The organism is Vibrio sp. OPT18 (assembly GCF_015163615.1).
Taxonomy (GTDB): Bacteria; Pseudomonadota; Gammaproteobacteria; order Enterobacterales; family Vibrionaceae; genus Vibrio; species Vibrio coralliirubri.
The window spans coordinates 30,643-54,017 of sequence record NZ_JADDYK010000030.1; the positions used below are offsets into that span (position 1 = coordinate 30,643).

General features: G+C 44.8%; 19 protein-coding genes. 6 read left to right on the plus strand and 13 right to left on the minus strand.

Annotated features, from left to right (window positions below):
- The 6 genes from IQQ51_RS26725 to IQQ51_RS06230 all read right to left on the minus strand — a co-directional run.
- Positions 1-455 (minus strand): alanine:cation symporter family protein (locus IQQ51_RS26725; protein WP_228012703.1); only part of this gene is annotated, 455 nt, incomplete at its 3' end.
- Positions 456-1,026: 571 nt separating this feature from the next.
- Positions 1,027-2,199, minus strand: a complete 1,173-nt coding sequence (locus IQQ51_RS06210) for an ABC transporter permease (RefSeq protein WP_193840609.1) — start codon at positions 2,197-2,199, stop codon at positions 1,027-1,029.
- The gene (locus tag IQQ51_RS06215; RefSeq protein WP_193840610.1) at positions 2,196-3,497 is read right to left on the minus strand and encodes an ABC transporter permease; all 1,302 of its coding nucleotides are present in this window, start codon (positions 3,495-3,497) and stop codon (positions 2,196-2,198) included. The genes IQQ51_RS06210 and IQQ51_RS06215 overlap by 4 nt, the downstream gene beginning before the upstream one ends.
- 7 nt (positions 3,498-3,504) lie before the next feature.
- Positions 3,505-4,479, minus strand: coding sequence for an HlyD family secretion protein (locus IQQ51_RS06220; protein WP_019820704.1), 975 nt, complete (start codon positions 4,477-4,479; stop codon positions 3,505-3,507).
- Positions 4,480-4,482: 3 nt separating this feature from the next.
- Positions 4,483-5,928: a TolC family protein gene (locus IQQ51_RS06225; protein WP_193840611.1), complete on the minus strand. Its 1,446-nt coding sequence runs from the start codon at positions 5,926-5,928 to the stop codon at positions 4,483-4,485.
- A 215-nt stretch (positions 5,929-6,143) separates the two neighbouring features.
- Entirely contained in the window at positions 6,144-6,371 is a 228-nt protein-coding gene (locus tag IQQ51_RS06230; RefSeq protein WP_009846577.1) for a hypothetical protein, read from the minus strand.
- A 618-nt stretch (positions 6,372-6,989) separates the two neighbouring features.
- Here IQQ51_RS06230 and IQQ51_RS06235 point away from each other — a divergent pair.
- From IQQ51_RS06235 to gnd, 5 genes are all read left to right on the plus strand, one after another.
- A complete protein-coding gene (locus IQQ51_RS06235) occupies positions 6,990-8,642 on the plus strand; it encodes an ATP-binding protein (RefSeq protein WP_193840612.1) in 1,653 nt (550 codons plus the stop codon).
- Between the two features lie 69 nt (positions 8,643-8,711).
- A complete protein-coding gene (locus IQQ51_RS06240; RefSeq protein ID WP_017063807.1) occupies positions 8,712-9,407 on the plus strand; it encodes a response regulator in 696 nt (231 codons plus the stop codon).
- A gap of 410 nt (positions 9,408-9,817) precedes the next feature.
- Positions 9,818-11,320 carry a glucose-6-phosphate dehydrogenase gene (gene zwf, locus IQQ51_RS06245; protein WP_048606938.1) on the plus strand — a complete coding sequence of 501 codons (1,503 nt, stop codon included), beginning with the start codon at positions 9,818-9,820 and terminating at the stop codon, positions 11,318-11,320.
- Positions 11,317-12,033, plus strand: a complete 717-nt coding sequence (gene pgl, locus IQQ51_RS06250) for a 6-phosphogluconolactonase (protein WP_048606936.1) — start codon at positions 11,317-11,319, stop codon at positions 12,031-12,033. Before zwf ends, pgl begins: the two co-directional genes overlap by 4 nt.
- Positions 12,034-12,061: 28 nt before the next feature.
- Positions 12,062-13,510, plus strand: coding sequence for a decarboxylating NADP(+)-dependent phosphogluconate dehydrogenase (gnd, locus tag IQQ51_RS06255; RefSeq protein ID WP_017059712.1), 1,449 nt, complete (start codon positions 12,062-12,064; stop codon positions 13,508-13,510).
- Positions 13,511-13,642: 132 nt separating this feature from the next.
- Here gnd and IQQ51_RS06260 read toward each other — a convergent pair whose 3' ends face one another.
- The gene (locus IQQ51_RS06260) at positions 13,643-14,803 is read right to left on the minus strand and encodes an HD-GYP domain-containing protein (RefSeq protein ID WP_086969752.1); all 1,161 of its coding nucleotides are present in this window, start codon (positions 14,801-14,803) and stop codon (positions 13,643-13,645) included.
- A 429-nt stretch (positions 14,804-15,232) separates the two neighbouring features.
- Between IQQ51_RS06260 and IQQ51_RS06265 the strand changes: the two genes are divergently transcribed.
- Positions 15,233-15,646 (plus strand): VF530 family DNA-binding protein, encoded by a 414-nt coding sequence (locus IQQ51_RS06265; protein WP_010438513.1) that lies wholly within the window; start codon positions 15,233-15,235, stop codon positions 15,644-15,646.
- A gap of 119 nt (positions 15,647-15,765) precedes the next feature.
- Here the strand turns inward: IQQ51_RS06265 and IQQ51_RS06270 are convergent, their stop codons facing one another.
- The 6 genes from IQQ51_RS06270 to IQQ51_RS06295 all read right to left on the minus strand — a co-directional run.
- On the minus strand, positions 15,766-15,957 hold the full coding sequence (locus tag IQQ51_RS06270; protein WP_017059711.1) for a hypothetical protein: 192 nt from the start codon (positions 15,955-15,957) through the stop codon (positions 15,766-15,768).
- Between the two features lie 304 nt (positions 15,958-16,261).
- Positions 16,262-17,020, minus strand: coding sequence for a sulfite exporter TauE/SafE family protein (locus IQQ51_RS06275; RefSeq protein ID WP_048606932.1), 759 nt, complete (start codon positions 17,018-17,020; stop codon positions 16,262-16,264).
- Positions 17,021-17,212: 192 nt separating this feature from the next.
- The gene (locus tag IQQ51_RS06280) at positions 17,213-18,733 is read right to left on the minus strand and encodes a tripartite tricarboxylate transporter permease (RefSeq protein ID WP_012603793.1); all 1,521 of its coding nucleotides are present in this window, start codon (positions 18,731-18,733) and stop codon (positions 17,213-17,215) included.
- A 10-nt stretch (positions 18,734-18,743) separates the two neighbouring features.
- A complete protein-coding gene (locus IQQ51_RS06285; RefSeq protein WP_041472791.1) occupies positions 18,744-19,244 on the minus strand; it encodes a tripartite tricarboxylate transporter TctB family protein in 501 nt (166 codons plus the stop codon).
- Between the two features lie 242 nt (positions 19,245-19,486).
- Positions 19,487-20,458 (minus strand): tripartite tricarboxylate transporter substrate binding protein, encoded by a 972-nt coding sequence (locus IQQ51_RS06290; protein ID WP_048615086.1) that lies wholly within the window; start codon positions 20,456-20,458, stop codon positions 19,487-19,489.
- Positions 20,459-20,742: 284 nt separating this feature from the next.
- Positions 20,743-23,375 (minus strand): response regulator (locus tag IQQ51_RS06295; RefSeq protein WP_228012704.1); only part of this gene is annotated, 2,633 nt, incomplete at its 5' end.

Consider the following 23,375-nt stretch of genomic DNA (forward strand, 5'->3'; position numbering starts at 1 on the left):
CCACACAAGATCATCCAGAATGTCGCGCCAGGACCACCAATCGCAAGTGCAGCCCCCACACCGGCAATGTTACCAAGTCCGACAGTACCAGAAAGCGCCGTTGTTAACGCTTGAAAGTGAGAAACCTCTCCGTCCTCTTTAGAGTTAGGATCGGTATACTTACCTTTGATAATGTCTATCGCCATGCCGACACGTTTAAATTGAACAAAGCCAAAGTAAACAGTGAAGATGATTGCAGCGAGCAACAGCCAGCCAACAATCACGGGGAAGTTAGCTTCACCAATCGGTACACTTTTAAATATCAGCCCAACGAACCAACCTGTGTATTCGTTGAAAAATCCATCAACACTTTGACTTAAGTTGCTGATAGCTTGGTTAAATGATCCTTCTTCTGCAAATGCACTGGAACTAAACAATAATATAAACCCAAAAAATAATTCACGTATGTTTTTCATGGTTTTCCCTGTCTTTTTAATAAATTATGTTTGTTGCTGTTGTGTTTGTTTTCTATTTGATTTGTATATCTCAGTGGTTTATCTACTTCATTCGACGGCAACATAAACGGCTGTAGCTAGGTCGAAAAACGAAATAAATATAAGTACTGATCTTGCTTTGTATGGATATCCTTTTGGTATGTGCACCAATAAGACTATGGTATTCGGGCCACCAAGTCCTACTGATAATCCTATACATAAAAATAATACCAACAAAGAAATTTTTACAATAAATTTACAATTGTTCGGGTTTTGTCATCATTTGGGAATAAGTCGATGCTTTTTTTGCTGAGAAAAGCATATGCAGTAGCTGTTATAGAGGCGAATGAAGGAGAATTCAGAGTGATGGGCTGTAGGGACATAGGGGGACATAGAGGGAACGTAGGGGAGTTCGAGTATTCGATATGTTTTCGAGGTGTTTAAACATACGAAGGCTAAAGGTGTGTTCGGATCTGAGGATATTAAAAAAGCCCTTTATCAGAGCTCTTTTTGATGAGCGGAAAGCATGAATACTTTCCGCTAGCACATAAAACTAAACGGCTCGATGACTATTGCTATTGCCAACTGTGCTTTTGCTGGATTTGTGGTAGAGCTTAAGTGCCAATAACGAACCCCACAACAAAACCTGTCCCCATAGCAATGTCCATTGAGACGCCACTTCTTGCCAAGATGCACCCATCTGATTAAGTGCTAAGAAACCTTGGATAGCCGGTGTGCTTGGGAATAGCTGTGATAATAGAACTAACCATTCAGGCATCATTTCAACTGGCCAGATAAAACCTGAAGAGAAGATCAGTGGCATTGAACTGATTAACACTACAACCGTGACGAGCTCTCTTCGCGGCACTAACTCACCAATAAGAATCCCGATCAAACAGCTGGCCAGTAAGAAGGGCAGAAGTAAGGTTAAGATCTGTGTTGTTGAGGCGAGCTGGTTTATCCCATACATCGAAAAGCTAGCGCCGAAGTAGTACATCGACAGCAAGTAATAAATGCCGACTAAGGTACAACAGCGAGCAAGCATCAGTTTCGCTGGAGAGGTTTTACTCCAGTAGCCAAACGTTGATTGAGCATTTTGGGTTGCCCCCACTAAACCAGAAGCCATGGCTAAGGTTTGTTGCAGGATCAACACAAAGACGGCTGGAACTACGTAATCGATGTATCCCATGCGACTATTAAACGTTGGTTTCAGGTTCAAGCTGAATGCACTGTAGCCTTTCGCTGCCGATTCTAAAGGCACACCTTCGACTAACAAATGACTGACCTTAACTTGCGCAGCTAACGTACCTCCTGCTTTGGCAAGCCCTTCAACAATCGTTCCGTAGACCAAGAAGTAAGAAGCATCACCAGCGTAAGAAAGTGTCGGGCTCTTACCGAGCAGCAAGTCTTTATAGAAATCTTCTGGAATGACAAGGAAGCCGCCAATCTCTTGGTTAAGCACAGCTTGTTTCGCATCGGCGATGGTGGAGTCTCGACGGACCAATTCGATTTGAGAGGTGGCATCCACCATTCGCTCTAATTGGTAGCTGCTTTGACTCTTATCCAAGTTCACAACCGAGGCTTTCAGTTGTTGAGGGACTTGATTCGCGTAAGGCAATGGATACAAGAATGAATAGAAGACCACACCACCAAATACCGTAAGAAGCACGACAGGATTGCGCCATACCGCTAAGAATTCTTGCTTGAGCAGTTGAGTAAAGCTCATCGTTTTACTCCTTGTTGTGCTGATGCTTCTGGCTGTGTTGACGGCGTTGTTTTTGCAGATATAGCTGCTTTTGTAGATAGATCCGCTTGTTCAGTTAGAGCTGATTGCGCTAAGTGTTTCTTAATTAACAACATCACCACCAAAGCAGGAACCGCGTACCACAACATAGAAGAGAGGCTGATCAAAGACTGTGCCGCACTCACACCATAACTAGACTGCGCTGTTTGTACTTCGATGTAATGACTCACAGGCAATAAACTTCTCCAAATTTGAGCTGCCGTGTTCATATCTGTGACCGGAAAGGTAATACCCATAAACGCAAAACTTGGTGCCGTAAATGCGCCAGCGAAGCTCATCGCCCTTGCTGGATCAAGTGTTAAGAAGAAAAACAAACAACCCATGATGATGCAACTAATCACGGTAAGCAGTTGGGCAATGGTCAATGCCACAAAGCTGCCGTTAAATTGCCAGTCTAAGCGGACATAAAACCAAAAGCTAAACGCGATACCAAACATTAAAAACAAGACAAGGTAGGGCGCTAACGTTGATGCGAGTGACTTCATAGGGGCGTTGGATAACCAAGCGTGAAGCCCACGAGCTCTAACGTTTGCCGTCAAAACCAATATCGTGCCCACCACAATCATGATCTGCCACAGTGCAGGAATAACCGCAGACACCAAGAACTGAGCATAACTGGTGTTCTTGTTGAACAGTGGTGTGATCTGGCTTTGCACTGTTACTGCTTGGCCTAATGCGGATTGCACCGTGGTATCACCGTGTGACAGCTGTTTCACGACTTCAAGTTGCGCGTTAAAAGTCCCTTGAGCCTGCAGCAACGCAGAGTTCACCAGCTTACCGATTAAGATAAATTGGCTGTTATAGAATACAGACACTTGCGGATTCAAGCCGAGCAGAAGGTCTCGGTCGAAGTGCCTTGGTATCACAACATAACCATAGATATCGCGTTCGATCATCGCTTTCGCCGCATCACTCGCAGAGCTGTATTTCTGAGTGACTTGCAGCGTTGGTGACGCATCAACAAGACGTGTGAACTGTTGCGAGATTTGACTGTGTTCCAAGTCAACAACTGCAACCGGTAAGTCACGAGCGATCCCTTGTGAAAAAATCAGCCAGATACTGGCAGCAAGCAGCAAAGGGATGCAAGTTAGGCAAGACAACAACCATTTGTCTTTGCGGACAATCGCCCACTGCCTAAGCAAGGTATTCTTCGCTCTATGATGCTCAGTTGATTGCGAGCCTCTAGATTGCGATCCAGTATATTGAGAGTTAGCAGACATAAGTCACCTAAAGCTCAACCACTAGGCTCATGCCCATACGCAGTGTTTCGCTCGTATCGACAGGGTGCGCTTCTACTTCAAAAGTACGTAAGTCAAAGCCTTGCGCTGCGTCTGTTGAACGCCAAGTTGCGAAATCACCCATTACGGCAATGTGAGTCACTTGGAAAGTTAATGATTTATCCAGAGCCGGCAGGTACGCCTCAAACTGGCTGCCTTTCTCGAAATGCTTAAGCATATCTTCTCGGACATTGAGCACAGCCCAAGCATCCTTGGTGTCGATAACAGTCACAACAGGGAAGCCTTGTGGTGCAAGCTCTCCACTGCTCAATAGAACCTGAGAGACTTCGCCATTAAACCAGCTGTGGATCTGTGTGTCTTTTGCGTAAGCTTCAACTTCCGCTACCGCACCCGCCGCCATTAACGCTTTTTGAGCGGCGGCCACTTTGGTTTCGTCACGCGCACCTTCTTGCGCTAATTGATACATTTGGAATGCAGCGCTTTCGGTGTACTTCGCCGCTTGCCACTGTGTTTTGGCTTCATCACGTTTCTGTTCGGCAACCACACCATCGTTGTAAAGGTTGTTTACACGTTGGTAGGTTTTGTCCATCAGATCGGCAGCTGCTTTGGCTTTTAACCACTGGTCTTTAGCGGCTTGGATCTGTTGAGTACGCGCGCCATTCTCTGCTTCTTGTGCTAATGCACCAGCGGCTTTCTGACCAGCTTTTGCTTGCTCTAGCTTCGCATCAATCTCAGGGCTTAGTAGAGAGAAGATCAATTCGCCTTTTTCAACCGAATCGCCTTTGCGCACGAATATTTCATCAATTCTGCCAGGTACTTTCGATGAGATACTGTATTGCTGCGCATCGATTTGACCTTGAAGCTTAACAGGCTGTGGTTGATAAGCTTGGTAGAAACTGTATCCGACCCAGCCAATAACGCCGATACCAACTAAAGATAGAAGAAGGGGCTTAATAGGTTTCATGAATTATCCTTTTGACTGGCTATCGGTGTCTGTTTTTGAGTCGAAATCAGACGGAACAGAAGAGGTTAAGTAACTTGAGTAAGCATTCATTTCGCTGGTTAGCGCTAACAGCTTGTTGAGAGAGATTAAGTATTTGAATCGCGCAGCAGATTGCTGGGTTTTAATACTCGCAAGATAGAGTTCGGCATCAACCACTTCTAATGAGTTAGAGAGACCTTGTGTGAAGGCTTTTTTACGAAGTAATAGGTTTTCCTGAGCCAAAGACAAGCTAGAGTTTAGGCCTTGAACCTCTTCAATCGCTTGGTTTGCTTCAAGGTAAGTTTTTTGTACCAATACGGTTAAGTCTTGCTTGGCTTGTGACTTAAGGAATTGAACCTGTGAGACAGCACTGTGAGCGGCGGCGACTTTGTCTGAACGGCCTGAAGTGTCAAGCAGTGGCACATTCACACCGATGCCAACCAACCAGTCGGGTTTCATTTCACTAGCTAGAGAATCATCTTCATACAGGCTGTAATCACCATAAAGGTACACCTCTGGGTAGTATTTACCTTTCTCGGCTTTAATTAGGCTACTTGCTTGTTTCTCTTTTGCATCAAGAATCTTAAGGCCGGGGTAGGTCATGAGTGTCTGGTCAATGAACACGTCCATATGAGGCAGGTTCTTATTGATAAACAGTTGTTCAGAGGGTTCTACACTTTCACTTTGACCAAGGATCTGAGTCAGCGCCAATTGAGCAATTTTAAGATCGTTCTGAGCTTTCGTGCGCTCTACAATCGCTTTATCTAAAGAAGCATCGGCTTGTAGGCGTTCTACTCGGGCGATTTGCCCTTGCTGTTCAAGCTTAATGGCGAAATCACGATGCTGAGTTAAGCCTGCTTCAACGGCTTGACGCGTTCTCACGACGTCTTCCGCTAAGATCACCGAGAAGTAATACTTACTTAAGTCTTCGTAACGAGCTTGTTTCTCCATCAACAGTTGGCTTTGCGCTTCTTCGCTTTTACCTTCTGCTGCATTTTGTGCAGCGGTAATTCGACCACCTGTAAAGATAGGCCACACCGCGCGAATGGAAGAGCTAAAGATGTCTTGTTCGGTAATCGTTGAGGTAACACCACCTAATATGGGCTGAAGAATCCCGCCAATAGCCCCCAAATTTGGTACGCCACTCAAACTGTTTGAAAACTGTTCACCATTAATCGTCACATCACTATCAAGGTGCGTGTAGTTAGCCCCTAAGGTAATAGAAGGTAGATTAAGGCTACTTGTTGAATTCTGAAGATGTTGATAACGTTCAACGTTGGCTTGTTGAGCCGCAAGAGAGTTGTTGTTCTCTTGGAGGATTTGCCACGCTTCAGAAAAAGTGAGCGGAGCTGCATAGCCTGGCGAAGCCATAGTGCCGAGAAGCATACTGGCGATCGCAAGGTATCGGAATTTTGGTTTGGTCATCTGCATTAAATACCAATTAGAGTATTAACTCTAATGTTAACAGGGCGATAGTCATTTGTCTTGAATAGATTGTCTCATATGAATAGAAATTCTCATAACTCGTTAATCAAGTGTAAATAAGATTGAGTGACGTGAATATCAAAGATAAATGAAACTTAAAAAGCACGCAGAAGCGTGCTCTTTAAGTTCAGTATAGAAGTGTTTTTACAAAATGAAGTGGCTTATTTAAAGCTAGGACAATGGTGATCGGCGCGCCATACCAATTGTCTTGAACCTTGCATTGTTTGTAATAAATCTCTACCTGACATTTGCGGGAATGCTAACAATACCTTGAGATCGAGTGGGGAGGTGCCATCTTTCTCATAGGCTCTTACGTGAGTAAAAGTCGATTGTAAGTGTTTGAACAGCATAGTCTTAGTAAGACAAATTCCAAAGTTATCGCGTTTCATTGCCTTGTTTCCTTTTCAACAATGTTTATACGTTATGTTTGTTATCCTGTTTCTATTGGACGTTGCCACTGATCGATACTTCCTGCTCATCAATGTTTTATTATTGGGCGCTGATTTGATCAGGCGCCTCTGAGTTGTCATGTTGGCCGATAGTGTAAATAAGGATGTGTGAATGAGGTTAGATAGATAACCTGTTTGTTCAGCAACCGTAGCGGCGAGCGTGCAACTTTTAGTTATAGATACGTCCAGCGAGCGAAGGGTTGTTGCCATTTTGTTAATCGAAATTTCGATTCAAAGCACGGTCTGAAAATCATGACCTATGGCTTAGCAACAATAAACCTCTTCATATGCAACTATTATAATTGTATTTATTTTAAACAACCTAAAAAACACCTAAAAGCTTAGTGATCTAGCTCAATATTTATTCGTTTATTTTGGTTTTTAAGCTAATCCGTTCTAAAAACGAACGATTAATCGAAGTGAACAACGTAAAGGATTATCAATTAACAATCTGCTCAATTATTTAGTTGAGTAGCAGTCACAAATTCACGTCCCTAGAAAGGTCATGCGATTAACTTGGTGTTAACATTGATCGTCTAACATTAGGGACGGTGGAATATGAAATGGAGCAGTATCAGTTTCCGTAAAAGGTTACTGATTATCATGACGGTCACTGGCCTCGTTGAACTTTTGATTCTTGCAGCGGCTGGTTTTTACTACATCAAACAATCTCAAGAGCAAGAGATGGGTTTGAAAGCGTTAGGTGTTGCTGAATTTCTATCTGAATCGCCGCTTGTCACCAGCATTATTCAAGAAAATGGAACGTTGGACCCTAATGGTGTTCCCTACGTTCTGTCTGAAGAAACCCAAGTTAAGTTTCGTAACCTTACCCAGCTCATTGGCGCGGCGTTTATCGTTGTGGGAGATGATAAAGGTATCCGCCTGATTCACCCTTATGATGACAGGCTCGGTAAACCCATGCGTGGTGGCGATAACCAAAAAGCATTGGTATTGGGCGAGTCTTATGTGTCGACGGCCAAAGGGTCGCTTGGTTTCTCAGTTCGTGGTAAATCCGCGGTAAAAGACACCCAAGGGACCATTATTGGTGTGGTGTCAGTTGGTTACTTATTGGATTCTTTGCAAGATCGAATCGAACCTTACTTAGCCTTTTTGATTGTGATGGCGTTGCTGGTGGTTGCGGTCAACGCTTTGATTTCGAGTTATGTATCTCGCCGTTTTCAACGCGCTATTTTGGGCTTTGAGCCTGAAGAGATAGGCCGGTTGTATGTTGAGCTAGATGTAACCATGAGTACCGTGAAAGAGGGCATTCTGAGCATCGATAAGCACGGCATTTTGCGTTCTATTAATAAGAGTGCCTGCGATATTTTATCGATAGACAGGGATAAAGCACTCAATCAACAGCGCCTTTCTGATGTATTGCCAGGCAGTGATTTAGAACAGCTGCTATCAACCGGCGACACCGACCACGATGTAGAGTTGTATTTGAACAATAAGCGAATTATTGCCAACCGTAGCCCGATTATAGTGGCAGGTGAAGTGGTCGGGGCGGTATCGAGTTTCCGATTACGCGATGAAATCAACGATTTAACAGACCAGCTCTCACAAACCAAAGAGTATGCAGATCTACTGCGTTCACAAACCCATGAGCATCAAAACAAGCTCAACACCATTAGCGGCTTGATCCAGATGGGCGAGTTGGACTCAGTACAGCAGTTGATTGGCCAAGAAACCGCGCACTATCAAAGCTTGATCGAGTTCTTGCGTGAAACCGTTAAAGACCCACTCATTGCAGGTATGCTCCTTGGGAAAACGGAGCGCGCGCGAGAAATTGGTTTAGAGCTTAAAGTTGAAGAAGGCTCAAGGCTTGAAGCACTGCCTAGCTGGTTAAACGCGGATGACGTTGTCACAATTCTTGGCAACCTGATTGATAACGCCTTTGATGCCACGATGACGGCGATTAAGCAAGAGCGTCAAATTGCGCCAGCGCGTCGGGTTATTGAAGTGTCAATCAGTGATTTTGGTAATGAAATTATCGTAGAAGTAGAAGACAAAGGGTGCGGTTTGCCGAAAGAGTTGGCGACCAAAGCACTCACCGAAAAAGGCGTATCGAGCAAAGCGAAGCAAAATCGTGGTGTGGGTTTGTATCTGATAAAGCAGTTGGCAGACCGATATCAAGGGCAGCTTGAAATGGTCGACAACCACGATTTTGGCACGCGAATGACGGTTTATCTGCCAAAAGAAGAACAATAATAATTAAGCACGAATCGATCTTGCGAAGATCATCGTGACGGAAAAAGCATGGTTAAAGGAAGAACATAAATGAACGCAATCACGAGAGTCATGGTCATTGAAGATGATATTGCGATTGCAGAGCTACACCATCGTTATTTAGAACAGATGGGGGGCTTTGACGTGGTCGGCATTGCAACAACACAGTCTGAAGCGCTGATGCAACTGGACATCTTAAAACCGGATTTGGTGTTATTGGATGTGTATCTGCCGGACGGGTGTGGGCTCGATATTCTTAATCACGTAAGAGGGAGCAATCAAGGCTGCGATGTTATCTTGATTACTGCTGCTCGGGATGTAGATACGCTGCAGCAGGCGATGCGCGGTGGAGTGGTCGATTATCTCTTGAAACCAGTAATGTTCCCTCGTTTGGAAGCGGCCCTGAAAAAGTATCAATCTCAACAGCAAGAGTTTGAAAGTGTGTCGGATCTGAATCAAGGTTTGGTTGATAAGATGCTGCAAGCCAATGCCAAAGCGGACTCTGGAAAAGTATCCACCTTACCCAAAGGCATTGATGGCGTAACGTTGGACAAAATCAGAGCCATTTTTCAGCAAGCTGATGCCGTTAATATTACCGCCGATGAAGCCGGAGAAAGAATTGGTGCTAGCCGAACCACCGCCAGACGCTATTTAGAATTTTTGATTACCACTGGTGAGTTAGTCGCAGACTTAAATTACGGTACCGTAGGTCGCCCGGAGCGTTGTTATAACAAAGCGCAAAGATAAACACGACATCATCCCAATAAATATAAAGCCAGTTGAATAAGCTGGTTTTACCTTTTTCTCCCTTTCCTATTGCTCACTCCACCGACCAGATACCGTTCTTTCTTGACTACACTGTTTGAGAATGCCGATTTGCTTCTCCCTCGGGTCAAATGAACGGAACTATCGATTAGAATTTGTTCGAAATGAGTCAATATTTAATCGATTGCTTTCACAGTGGTTGATGTAAATCAAATAGTCATAGACAATACTGTCCCGAATAGAGGTGATAGCTTTCACCCTCGTTTACCAAACGCATTCTCAAATTTAATAGGCGCTTACTATTGATGTAATAGTTAAGACCTATTATCTATTTTCGTATGTCGCTGATACCTTTGGCGAATACTAAAAACCTTGTTTTTATAGGAAAGATGATGGTAATACCTGAAAACAGCAGCATCGTTATTTTTGGTGCGTCGGGAGATCTAACTTACCGCAAGTTAATTCCTGCTCTATACCACCTGTATGCTAGCAATCAACTACCAGAATCCTTTGCGATTCTTGGAGTTAGCCGTACTGAGTACAGCGATGAGTCTTACCGTGAGAAGCTGAAGAAGTCTCTTCAGGAAATGGAAAAAACTGAACCAGAGACGCTGAATGCATTTATCGAACATCTGCATTACCAAGCGATCAACACTTCAGATGTAGACGACTACGCTCGTTTAGCACAACGTCTAGACAAGCTTGAGCAAGACTACCAATTCGAAAATCATAACACACTGTTCTACTTGGCAACCCCGCCAAGCCTATACGGTGTTATCCCAGCAAACCTTGCTGCGCATGGCCTTAACGATGAATCGAACGGCTGGCGTCGTCTGATCATCGAGAAACCATTTGGTTACGATCTAGCATCAGCTCAAGCGTTGGATGAAGAGATCCATCATCATTTCCAAGAACACCAGATTTACCGTATCGACCATTACCTTGGTAAAGAGACGGTTCAAAACCTTCTAGTGCTTCGTTTCTCAAACGCGATGTTTGAACCACTGTGGAACCGTAACTTCATTGATTACGTTGAAATCACAGGTGCTGAGTTCCTTGGCGTTGAAGAGCGTGGCGGATACTACGACGGTTCTGGCGCAGTTCGCGACATGTTCCAAAACCACCTGCTGCAAGTGCTAGCGATGGTAGGTATGGAGCCGCCTGCACAAATTAACGCTGATTCTATTCGTGATGAAGTAGTTAAAGTGCTTCAGTGTCTGAAACCATTAGAAGAAGATGATCTGCGTAAAGACTTAGTATTAGGTCAGTACACAGCATCAGATGTTCGTGGTCAGCACCTACTAGGTTACCGTGAAGAGCATGGTGTAGCAGATGATTCTCGTACCGAGACTTACATCGGCTTGAAAGCTCACATCAATAACTGGCGTTGGAATGGTGTTCCTTTCTACGTACGTACAGGTAAACGCTTACCAACACGTGTGACTGAAATCGTGATTCACTTTAAGAACACGCCACACCCAGTATTTGGTCAAGATGCACCAGAGAACAAACTGATTATCCGTATCCAACCGGATGAAGGTATTCAGATGAGCTTTGGTTTGAAAGAGCCAGGCGCAGGCTTCAAAGCAAAAGAAGTGAAAATGAACTTCTCTTACTCTGACTTGCCTGAAACTCAGATGCTGACGGCTTATGAGCGTCTTCTTCTTGATGCACTGAACGGTGATGCGACTCTGTTTGCACGTACCGATGCGGTAGAAGCATGTTGGAAGTACGTTCAACCAATCTTAGACTTCAAGCAAGACCCTCAAGCACTGTTTGGCTATGCTTGTGGTACTTGGGGCCCACAGGAAGCAGATGAACTTCTGCAACGTGATGGCCGCGCATGGCGTTTCCCATGCAAAAACTTAACAGACACGGATTACTGCGAACTATGATCAATCACAAGATCTTTGCAACGCCTGAACTGGTTGTTGAAAACCTAGCAAATGAAATGAAAGCATACAGCGAGCAGGGCACACCTGTTCACATTTCACTGTCTGGTGGCAGCACGCCAAAAATGCTTTTCAAGCTTTTAGCACAGGCGCCTTACGCTGAAGGTATTCAATGGAATAACCTTCACTTCTGGTGGGGTGACGAACGTTGCGTTGCACCAGACGACGCTGAAAGCAACTTCGGTGAAGCGAATGCATTGTTGTTTACTCAAGTAAACCTTCCTGCTGAAAACATCCACCGCATCCGTGGTGAAGATGAACCAAAAGCAGAAGCAGAGCGTTTCGCAAAAGAGATGGCAGACGTAATCCCAACAGAAAACGGCACGCCTGTATTCGATTGGATTCTGCTTGGTGTTGGCGCAGACGGTCACACAGCTTCACTATTCCCGGGTGCAACCAACTACCAAGATGAGAACCTATCTGTATTAGCTTCTCACCCTGAGTCTGGTCAAATCCGTGTTTCTAAAACAGCGAAAGTTTTAGAAGCAGCAAAACGAATCAGCTACCTAGTACTGGGTGCAGGTAAAGTTGAGATCGTTAAAGAAATTCATACAACTCCTGCTTCAGAACTGCCTTACCCGGCAGCGAAAATCCAGTCTAAAACTGGCGAAACAGAGTGGTTCCTAGATTCAAATGCAGCAAGTGCTATCGCATAAGTGCGAATAGCCGCAAGGAGATAAAATAATGAAAGGTGATATCGGTGTAATTGGCCTAGCAGTAATGGGTCAGAACCTTATCCTAAACATGAACGACCACGGCTTCAAAGTTGTGGCTCATAACCGTACTGCTGCTAAAGTAGACGAGTTCCTAGAAGGCCCAGCTAAAGGTACTAACATTGTTGGTGCTTACTCTCTAGAAGAGCTAGTTGAGAAACTAGAAGCGCCACGTAAAGTGATGCTTATGGTTCGTGCTGGTGACGTTGTAGACACGTTCATCGAAAACCTAATCCCACTTCTAGACGAAGGCGACATCATCATTGATGGTGGTAACACTAACTACCCAGACACTAACCGTCGTGTAGCGCATTGTCGTGAGAAAGGCATCCACTTCATCGGTACTGGTGTATCTGGTGGTGAAGAAGGTGCTCGTTTCGGTCCTTCAATCATGCCAGGCGGCGCGGCTGAAGCTTGGGAAGCGGTTAAGCCAATCTTCCAAGGTATCTCTGCAAAAACTGACGCTGGCGAGCCTTGTTGTGACTGGGTTGGTAACGACGGTGCTGGTCACTTCGTTAAGATGGTACACAACGGCATCGAATACGGTGACATGCAGCTTATCACTGAAGCATACCAGTTCATGAAAGATGGCCTAGGTATGTCTGCTGACGAGATGCAAGCAGTATTCGCTGACTGGAACAAGACTGAGCTAGACAGCTACCTAGTTGAAATCACTGCTGACATCCTTGGCTACAAAGATGAAGACGGTGAAGCGCTAGTTGAGAAGATCCTAGACACTGCAGGCCAAAAAGGTACAGGTAAGTGGACGGGTATCAACGCACTAGACCTAGGTATCCCACTGACTCTAATCTCTGAGTCTGTATTCTCTCGTTGCCTGTCTGCACTTAAAGACCAACGTGTTGAAGCTGAAGCTTTGTTTGAAAAAACAATCACTCCAGTTGAAGGTGACAAGCAAGAGTGGGTTGATGCACTACGTCAAGCTCTACTAGCTTCTAAGATCATCTCTTACGCTCAAGGTTTCATGCTAATGCGTGAAGCGTCGAACGAAAACGGCTGGGACCTAAACTACGGTAACGTAGCGCTAATGTGGCGTGGTGGTTGTATCATCCGTTCTGCATTCCTAGGCAACATCCGTGATGCGTACGAAGCAAACCCAGACATCGCGTTCCTAGGTTCTGACGAGTACTTCAAAAACATCCTACAAGGCAGCCTAGTGGCATGGCGTAAAGTAGCAGCGAAATCTCTAGAGTCTGGTATCCCAATGCCATGTACGATTTCTGCGCTATCTTTCCTAGACGGTTACACAACTGCACGTCTACCAGCGAACCTGCTTCAAGCTCAACGTGACTACTTCGGTGCTCACACTTACGAGCGTACTGACCGTCCACGTGGTGAATTCTTCCACACAAACTGGACTGGTACAGGCGGCGACACTGCTTCTACAACTTACGACGTATAATCGTTAGTTAGAATCAGTTAAGAACCTTGTTGTTCTTATCCGCTGTAAACTAGAAAACAAAAGGATGCCGATTGGCATCCTTTTTTGTTGGTTCTGCAAGAGAGTCACGTACAGTGAAGTTGATACAACCCTTTAAGCGAGTGCAGTTTGTGGACTTTGCACATCACTGTATTGCTCTCGTATCGACATGAAGTAATCAAGGTTTTGCTTCAGCGCAGACACACACTCTGGATCAAACATCAGCCCTGTATGCGCTTCAATGTAGTCCATTACCTTAGATGCTGACCATGCGTGTTTGTAAGCTCGTTTACTCAGTAAAGCATCGAACACATCCGCTAGCGTGACAATTCTTGCCTCAAGTGGAATCGCTTCTCCAATGAGCGCATCTGGCAACCCTGAGCCATCAAACCGTTCATGATGGTGACGTACAATATTCTTGATGAACTGAACTTCTTCGCTACACATTGAGCTGTGGTGGGAAAGGGCAACCACGTCATCAATCATCTCTTCGCCATATATCGTGTGATTGTTCATGATGTTTCTTTCTTCTTCCGAAAAACGCTCAGTACTGAAGAGCACTTTGTCTGGAATTCGGTACTTACCTATGTCGTGAAACGGCGCATACAAGCGAATGCGGTGAACGAATTGGTGGGTAATCTCATTGTTACTGTGCGAAAGCGTACGTGCCAGCTGCTCGCTGTATTTTCCCATGCGAATCAGGTGCTCTTTAGTTTCAGGATCACGAGCGTGCCCCATGTTTAGGGCGATTGCTAATGAGGACTGAAAATGTCTCTGACGTTCGAAGAGTTGCACAAACAGGTTCGAAATCGCTTGAGTGAGGTAGGCGATGTCACTTTGTATTGTCTGCTTAGCAAAAAAGTCAGTGCATGATGCGTTGATGAAAACGAACCCGAGGTTACTCTCTTGGTAGTGGATTGGAGTGGTGTAGCTACTTTGGTGACCAAGCTCGAGTAGATGAGAGATTTGCTTCGTCGGATTCATCAAAGAGAGGTCATCAACAATTCTTGTTTCTAATGATTCAGCTAGACGACTCAAAGCAGAGTTGGGTTTGATCTCCTGTTCGATGTAATGATGCTTGGCGTTTTGACACAGTGAATCTGATACAAAATAATTCGATGCTTTATTTTCACTGCACAGCACCACGGATAGCCGAGATAATATGGGGTAGTGTTCACGAGCTAGCTGGAAGAGATCATCGACTATGGCGACGATGTCTTTGTCTTGGGCCGCTGCTCTACTGAAATGGGAGTAGTCAAACATGTGGCAAGCCAACCTTTAATTATAATTATGTCATTGTTTAATCGGGTTTTTTACCGTTTCGATATTCAATAAAACCATAGCACTGTGTTATTAAAATGTAATACTGCGTACTGAAAAACTTTAATGTCATCACTAAATATATGGTTTTTGCACACGGTTACCGTAGGTTTTGTTAAGTTGAACCAGTTTCATAACCTTTGGGGTGAAGGTTTGTTTGCAGAATGTGCTTAGACTGTATAGCGAGCTAAGGTAGGGTGTTAAGTGACCAATTCGAAATTAATTTCAAAGATAAATAGGATAACGAGTATGCTTTATGCCATCATAAAGGCATAAATAAGGGCAATGGATGTAATGCCCAAGTGATTGAGCTAGAAATGGTCAGTGATGACTGTGTTCTAGAGTAAATTCAAGGCCTTTAGTTGCCTTGAAAAAGGTAATGTTATGACTGAAGAAGAAAGAATCGAACTGCAACAAAATAACCCGCTACACGGCTTAAAGCTTGAAACCATGATCACTGAATTAGTGGATCACTATGGTTGGGAAATTTTAGATGCGGCAATGCGTATGAACTGCTTTAACACTAAACCTACAGTGGCAAGCGCAGTTAAATACCTGAAGAAAACCGAATGGGCTCGCGAGAAGGTTGAAAACTTCTACCTTTACCGTTTCAAGCGCATGCCTAAAGCATCGGACATTGAATACCAGATGCCTCCGCGTTCACGTACATTCCGCCATGGGCTAGAGCCTCGTGAGCCAATGGAACTAACGGTTGAGTCTATCCACGCTTCTCAAGCTAAAGCTGCGTCTGCATTTAAAGAGCGCCGCGGCGGTAACGGTCGTAACTTTCGTCGTTAATAAGAAGGCGTCGTTAACAAGAAGGCGTCGACGATTAGTACGCCTAATTAGATAAGCGAAAAACACAAAAGGAGCCTATAAGCTCCTTTTTTAGTTTGTTCGATTTAAACCGTAAATGGCTAAGCTTCGCGGTTCTTTCTTTGATTCTTCCAAAGATCGGTGACATAAACGATCGCACTGACCAGTAAGAATAGCGCTGACACAGAAAACAGAGCGGGCATTTTTAGGATCCACGCGAATGTGGCAGCAAGAAAAGCGACAAAGCAAATGAGTCGACTTGATGACATGACATGACCGAGTTTAGTGTTCATAACGCCTCCTAATGAAGTCTCACTTTCGACAGAAGAATTATCCCACCTTTGGCAAAATAAAGGCTAAAAAACAGTCTAAATTGTTATCAAATTTGCTAATTGAAGGACTCGTCTCACACATTTTGGCCTGGCTATTTTATAAGCAATAAAATAGCGAAATCGATATGAGGAGGGTGTAGTCTTTTTGCTTTATCTTCCAGTTACAAGCCTTATTGACCGAATGTCTAGTTAGCTTAAAACCGAGTTGGCACAGAGCTCATTTAACATAGAATCTAGTTGGTATAGAACCTACTTAGTATAAAACCTAGTTAGCATAGAAAAAGTAAGCGGTGATCAAAAAGCTCGCGATGATCACTGTGGTACGAACATATTGTTGAGGGATGCGGCGAGAGATTTTTGCTGAATAATAACCACCAACCAGTGTACCCAATAATACAGCCATGCCAGACGGCCAATCAATCGAACCATTGACGATAAAAAACACAATCGCTGCGAGGGAAGCACACGCGGACACGAGCAGTTTGATGCCATTCATCACGTTGATGTTGGTGTAACCAGCCAGCGCCAAATAGCTCAATGTCACGATGCCCAAACCGGCATTAAAATACCCACCGTAGATACAGACAATCAAAAGCAATAAAGCGGAAAAGAATGCGCCTGCGCTGGTGGCATGCTTATGTTTTGCTGTAGCTTGTTTAAGCCATTTATTGAGCGTGCCGCCAAACGTGAATAGCAAAGCTGCAAACAGCAAAAGCCAAGGAACGGATTGAGTGAACAGAGCTTCTGGTGTGTGCAGCAGTAAAAATGCCCCTATACCACCGCCAATCACACATAAAGCTATAGTCAGTTTTAGCTGCTTAGTACCAGATTGAATTTCGTGGCGCAGAGCGTAGGCTCCGCTAATGTATCCAGCACACGAAGCAAAGGTATTGGTCGCGTTGGCTGCTATTGGTGGAACACCAGCAAATAACAAAGCAGGGAAAGTGATGAAGCTGCCGCCACCCGCAATGGAGTTAAGCACACCGCCAATCACCCCTGATAAGAACAGAATCAACCAATCCATAGTTTTAGAATCCAATACGTTAACTAACTGGTTACCTTACTTGAATTTGTTATGAATATCAGCGCGATGTGTGTTGTAAAGATAGGTTTGTGAGTTTGCTACCATCTTTAACCGCTGGTTTGAATTGAGGCTCTAAATGAAAAAAGGAGCCAATGGCTCCTTTCGTTGAGGTTTAGTTGATTCGGTAAAGCTTTACACTTCTACTGGTTTCGCTCTAAAACTCTTAAATAGTTTCACTAGAATCGGGCTAGACAGCACCAGTACCGCCAGAATAGTGAAGGTCATCGTAATAGGACGTTCCCATAAGAAGTTCAGCTCACCATCGCTGATCATCAATGCACGTCTTAAGTTCTCTTCCATCAAGCCACCCAATATGAAGCCTAACAGTAATGGTGCCAATGGGAAGTTGGCTAGCCTTAATGCTATCGCTGCCATCGCTACCAGTAGCATCACAAATACGTCCATCGTGTTGAATGACACCAAGTACACGCCAGTGATTGAGAAGAAGATAATCATTGGCAGTAGAACCGTTCTAGGTACCGCTAGCAGTTTAGAAATATAAGGGATTAAAGGCAGGTTCAAGATAACCAGTACGATGTTGCCAAAGTACATAGAGATGATGACTGACCAAAATACATCTGGGTGTTCAACGAACAAGCGAGGACCTGGCTGAATACCGTAGGCAATCAATGCACCAAGCATAATCGCGGTTGTACCAGAGCCCGGAATACCCAGCGTTAGTAGCGGAACGAATGAGCCACTTGAAGCTGCGTTGTTTGCTGATTCAGGAGCAACAAGACCACGGATACTGCCTTTACCGAACTCTTTCTGCTTGTCTTTTGGCGCTAGGCTACGCTCCATACCGTAACTTAGGAATGCTGCAATAGTGGCACCTGCGCCCGGTAGAACACCGGTAAAGAAACCGAGAATAGAAGAGCGAATCGAAACTGGCGCTACTTCTTTGAACTCTTCTTTGGTGACCTTCATGCTGCCGATATCAGACATCTTTTGGCTTTCTTCTGCGCTGGTGTCTTGCTCTGGTTTTAGAATACCCATCAAGGTTTCACCCAGTGCGAACGTTGCCATCGCTAATAATAGGAAGCTGAAGCCATCCATAAGATCCGTTAATCCAAAAGTGAAACGTTCAACACCAACCCCTTTGTCGATACCTACTGTTGATAGCATTAGACCAAGAATGGTCATCATCCAAGCTTTGATTACCTGACCTGGGCCTGCAAACGCCGCTACAGCGGATAAACCTAATAGCATCAATGCAAAGTAGTCTGAAGACTGGAAGCTCAGTGACACGCTTGCTAGAGCCGGTGCGGCAATCAAAAGCATGATTGCTGAAAGCGTACCGCCGGTGAAAGAAGAGTAAGCTGCGAGAGCAAGTGCTTTACCTGCTTGACCTTTTTGAGCCATCGGGTAGCCGTCAAACGCAGTAACTACCGTTGAAGAACAACCCGGAGCATTGATTAAGATGGATGACGTTGAGCCACCAAATACAGCGCCGTAATACACACCAGCCATCAAGATTAGGCCAGAAGAAGGGTCTAGGCCGTATGTAATAGGGATCATCAACGCGATTGCTGAAATTGGACCTAACCCCGGTAGCATACCGATGAAGGTGCCAACGAAACAGCCCACAATTACCATCATGATGTTCATTGGCATCACAGCGGTAGAAAGTCCTTGTAAAATTCCGTCTAACATAATGTTATCCCTACCAAAGAGTGAAGATTAAACCAGGCTCTAGGTAGATATCTAAGCCTTGAGTTAATAAAAGAAAGAACGCGATAACGAAAGGAAACGACGCGCCAAATAAAACCGCTTTGCGGCGCTCACCCAACAGGTAAAAGCCTGCAAGTAAGAAGAAGCTGGTTGCTAAAACAAAGCCAAGATAAGTCAGCCCAACGCCATACAGGGCCATTAACACCAAGAAGCCAATCAGCAGTTTCCAGTTCAGCGGTGTTGTGTCACATGTGACTTTCTTATCCGGTTGTCCTGTTATCAGCAGGATCAACGAAAGGCCAATGCCGATAAACGTCAACAGGGTAGGTAAGGTTCTTGCTGTGAAGGGTTCGTACTCGTCACCGGGGAACAGAGGAATCAGCGTGGTTTGGTAACCGTAGCACAAGCACGCCAGCATAAAGATCATGGCTCCGATGCGATCCTTCGAAAGCAAAGATTCCTTACTCAGAAATTTGGTTGGTAAGTCCGACATATCCAACTCCATTTGGGGTGGTATAAAAAGTAAAAAAGCCGTACATGAGCGAGTTAATGAAGAATGTCTGGGATCACTAACCAAAGGTGAGCGAATTACATGACTTGGTTAAGCCACTTGCCTCTACAACGAATCAGCAAGCTTTAGCAATACACTACGAATAAACAAAGGAGTTTTAGTTAACTCATGTACGGCGAAACAGGAAAGAGTAAGAGGGCACATAGACCCTCTCTGGTTGTTGGTTACTTCAAGAAACCAAGCTCACGCATTAGATCGCCCATCTGTTTTTCTTGGTCTTCTAGGAAGGCGTAAAAATCTTTGTCAGCTTTGTAGTTGTCGATCCAACCGTTACGGTCACGAACCACTTGCCACTCATCGGTTTTGTACATTTTGCCAAGAGCTTCGTTCCATTCGTCGATTTTCGCTTGGCTTGTACCCGGTGCCGCGAAGAAACCACGCCAGTTAGCAAATACTGTCTCGTTGCCGTATTCAGTCAGTGTTGGGATGTTAGGCGCAGCGTCAAGACGCTTTGGAGCCGTCACAGCAAGCACTTTTACTTGGCCAGACTTAGACATCTCTAGTACTTCACCAAGGCCCGTTGAAAGTAACTGTGTTTCGCCAGAAAGCAGTGCCGCCATCGCTTTACCGCCAGCATCGTAGGCAATGTAACGCACTTTCTTCGCATCAAAACCCTCGCCTTTGAACGCTGCCGCAACCACAAGGTGGTCCATGCTGCCACGAGCTGAGCCGCCAGCAATCTTCACTTTACGTGGGTTGGTTTCGAACTCTTTAACGACGTCTTCCCAAGTGTCGTATTTAGAATCCGCAGACGCCACGATTGCACCGTAATCGGCAATGGTTGCTGCTACCGGAGTTAGGTCACGGAAAGATTGAGGGAAGATACCTGTTAGTGAACGAACAACGATAGGCGTTGAGTTGACCATTAGCGTGTCTTCTTGGCGTTGTGCCGTTTCGATTAGGTGAGCAATCGCTTTACCGCCACCGCCACCAGACAGGTTTTGGAAAGAGACATTTTCTACGATGTCTGATTTCACCAATACATCACCCGTACCACGAGCTGTCATATCCCAACCGCCACCAGCGCCGCCAGGGATTAGGAAGTGGATTTTTTCTACGTCAGCAGCAAAAGTGTTGAAAGAAAAGGTTGCTGCGATGATAGAAGCCGCAAGAGTAGGTTTCAGTGCCTTGAACATGGTTCACGTTCCTTATGTAGGGGATCTCTTCAATGGAGAGAAACTTATGTTTATTTCCAGCTACTAAACAGATGAGTAGGATATTGCTTAGCAGATGAAGCTAAAGTTAACGGTGTGTTAATGAAATGTCTGTAATGCGGCGATATTGAGAATAAAGAACATTGGATTAATATTGTTCATAAAGTTCACGGTGACGTGTTGTGCGAAGGTGAAAAAAGAGAGCCATGTCAGGCTCTCTATAAAATTTGGAATGTTTGTAACAAATTCCCTTATTTGTCAGATGGTTAATAAGACAAGGTCGATCCTTTTAAGATCTCAGTTGCCTTGTCAAAATCAAACTCTTCCAACGAAACTTCGAGTCGTTTGAATTCTGAAGGGGATAACCCAATCCTAGCGCCATCTTCAATGTTAAGAATTATGGTGAGCGCATCGGTGTCATCATTGGCCGTCGCCTCCAATAATTGGCGGTAGAGCTGCTGATCAGTAGTCGATTGTTGCTGCTGTTCAGAGCTCTCTTCTGACTTCGCAGAATTGGTCGCTACTGAATCTGTCGATACTTCAATTTGAGACAAGGCTTGGCTTATTGATTTGCTTAGTTTAAGCGATGTGTCGATCATACTGCCTTTCAAATCGGTATCATCTGGTTGTGCTTCTAGGTTTTCACACAACGTGTGTAGTTGTTTCGCCCCCAAATTGCCAGCCACCCCTTTCAGTGTGTGGAGATAACGTGGTGCGCTGCCGCCTGCTAGCTCGCTTTCAAGCTTATCTTTGTCAGAGTAGGCCTCGACAAATCGATGCAATAGCTTGCTATACAGTTGGTGATTATTGTTGGCTCTGATTAAGCCAAGCGTAATGTCTAGACCTTCAACTTTGGAAAGCGCTTCATTAAAGGCACTGTTGTCTTCTGACTCGTTAGAGCTAGAGTTCACTGATTCTGCTTGATGTGATATTGGGTCAACAAACGCAGTAGGACGGGAAGGTGATACCCAATTCGCAAGAGTGGCAAACATGGAACCGACATCGATAGGTTTAGCAATAATGTCACTCATACCACAACTGAGCGCCTTTTCCTTGTCTCGCTCCATGACATTGGCTGTCATAGCGATGATCGGTATATCTTGATCGTTGATCTGCTGACGGATGTACTCTGTTGCTTCATAGCCGTCCATTACTGGCATTTGGCAATCCATCAAAATACCATCGAACGGTTGTCCGTCTGCAATGGCTTGTTGGTAAAGCTCGATCGCTAGCTTGCCATTTTCGGCTACCGAAACCTGAATTTGCTGTCCTTCTAATAGCTCAGTCGCGAGTTCTTGGTTGATCTCATTGTCTTCAACTAAGAGTAACTTGGCTCCTGCTAGTTGCTGGACGTTGGCTAACTGAGTTTGTTGTTCAAGTTCACTGCGTGAGACACGGTCTGAATCGAGCCCATAGAGTGAGACAATTGAGTCATAAAGGTGAGATGAGGTGATTGGTTTGTCTAGAATACTAGGCACTTCAAAACCTCTTTGTTCAATCGCTTCAGCAAGCTCTTCTCGGTCGTAAGCGGTCAGCATCATGATCTTAGGCGTTGTGTTTAGCTGATGCCCATTGTTGAGCTCTGCTAATAAGTCTATGCCATCTCGCTTAGGCATCTTCCAGTCGGAGATAACCAAATCAAATGGTTTGTTCTGAGCGTCAGCGTTATGTAACTCAACAAGAGCGTCATCGACCGATGAACTTAGTGTTGGTGTTAGCTTCAACGACTCTAGAATGTCACCCATGATCAAGCGTGCGCTGGAGTTGTCATCGACGACTAATACTTTCAAGTCGTTAATTGATGCAGGCACCACCACACGATGCTGCTGGATAGAGTGACTGACGCGAGTGGCAATCGTAAATGAAAAGGTAGAGCCTTTACCAAGCTCCGTTGAGACATGAATATCGCCGCCCATCAGTTGGCTTAGTTCTTTACTAATAGCGAGGCCTAAGCCCGTACCACCGTATTTACGCGTGGTTGAGCTATCAGCCTGAGTGAACTTGTTGAATAATTTGGCGGCTTGCTCTTGCGTCATACCAATCCCACTGTCTGAGACGGCAAAGTTCAACTTGATGTCATCGCCTTCTCTTTCTGCAACTGAGATAGCGATCTTCACTTCGCCTTTCTCTGTGAATTTGACAGCATTGTTACTTAGATTAATCAATATTTGCCCAATTCTTAACGGATCCCCAATCAGGTTAGTCGGCACGTCTCTGTCGACTTGAATGAGCAGCTCTAGGTCGCGTTCTGAAGCTCGTAAGCCCACCAAGTTAGTAATATTGTCGAGTACATTCTCAAGTTGGAAGTCCACTTTCTCAATGTCGAGTTTTCCGGCTTCAATTTTCGAGAAATCGAGAATGTCATTGATTAGGCCGAGTAGGGTATCGGAAGAGAGCTTAACTTTGTGAATGTAGTTACGCTGCGCCTTGGTTAAATCTGTTTTTAATGCTAGGTAACTCATGCCGATGATGGCATTCATTGGTGTACGAATTTCGTGGCTCATGTTGGCTAAGAAATCGGATTTTGCTTGGTTTGCGGCATCGGCTTCATCTCTTGCTGCAGCTAGACTTTGCGCGAATGCTTCTAAGGCTGAGTGTGCTTTACTGGCGAGCAAGCCCATCAACAAGATAATGACGAAGAAAATCACACCACCGATGGCTAAATGGAACGTCACGTTAGAAGAGTCTTTTACATTGACGCTTTCTGAAAGGTGACGTTGAGAGACGAAATCTCGAAATTCTAAGAAGCTCTCATCCATAGCGTTGAGTAGTTGGTGGCCTCGCATTTTTGAACTGACTAACTCCATAAATTGCGACTCGTAAACACTGATATGCTCGTCAAAGGCAGTGATTTTTACGTTTGGTGCATACAAGGAAATAAGTCGTTGCGCGTTGCTAG

Bases quoted from the DNA above. Each gene is read 5' to 3' on its own strand.
- IQQ51_RS06210 (WP_193840609.1), bottom strand. From the start codon at position 2,199: ATGAGCTTTACTCAACTGCTCAAGCAAGAATTCTTAGCGGTATGGCGC.
- IQQ51_RS06215 (WP_193840610.1), bottom strand. From the start codon at position 3,497: ATGTCTGCTAACTCTCAATATACTGGATCGCAATCTAGAGGCTCGCAA.
- IQQ51_RS06220 (WP_019820704.1), bottom strand. From the start codon at position 4,479: ATGAAACCTATTAAGCCCCTTCTTCTATCTTTAGTTGGTATCGGCGTT.
- IQQ51_RS06225 (WP_193840611.1), bottom strand. From the start codon at position 5,928: ATGCAGATGACCAAACCAAAATTCCGATACCTTGCGATCGCCAGTATG.
- IQQ51_RS06230 (WP_009846577.1), bottom strand. From the start codon at position 6,371: ATGAAACGCGATAACTTTGGAATTTGTCTTACTAAGACTATGCTGTTC.
- IQQ51_RS06235 (WP_193840612.1), top strand. From the start codon at position 6,990: ATGAAATGGAGCAGTATCAGTTTCCGTAAAAGGTTACTGATTATCATG.
- IQQ51_RS06240 (WP_017063807.1), top strand. From the start codon at position 8,712: ATGAACGCAATCACGAGAGTCATGGTCATTGAAGATGATATTGCGATT.
- zwf (WP_048606938.1), top strand. From the start codon at position 9,818: ATGGTAATACCTGAAAACAGCAGCATCGTTATTTTTGGTGCGTCGGGA.
- pgl (WP_048606936.1), top strand. From the start codon at position 11,317: ATGATCAATCACAAGATCTTTGCAACGCCTGAACTGGTTGTTGAAAAC.
- gnd (WP_017059712.1), top strand. From the start codon at position 12,062: ATGAAAGGTGATATCGGTGTAATTGGCCTAGCAGTAATGGGTCAGAAC.
- IQQ51_RS06265 (WP_010438513.1), top strand. From the start codon at position 15,233: ATGACTGAAGAAGAAAGAATCGAACTGCAACAAAATAACCCGCTACAC.
- IQQ51_RS06270 (WP_017059711.1), bottom strand. From the start codon at position 15,957: ATGAACACTAAACTCGGTCATGTCATGTCATCAAGTCGACTCATTTGC.
- IQQ51_RS06275 (WP_048606932.1), bottom strand. From the start codon at position 17,020: ATGGATTGGTTGATTCTGTTCTTATCAGGGGTGATTGGCGGTGTGCTT.
- IQQ51_RS06280 (WP_012603793.1), bottom strand. From the start codon at position 18,733: ATGTTAGACGGAATTTTACAAGGACTTTCTACCGCTGTGATGCCAATG.
- IQQ51_RS06285 (WP_041472791.1), bottom strand. From the start codon at position 19,244: ATGTCGGACTTACCAACCAAATTTCTGAGTAAGGAATCTTTGCTTTCG.
- IQQ51_RS06290 (WP_048615086.1), bottom strand. From the start codon at position 20,458: ATGTTCAAGGCACTGAAACCTACTCTTGCGGCTTCTATCATCGCAGCA.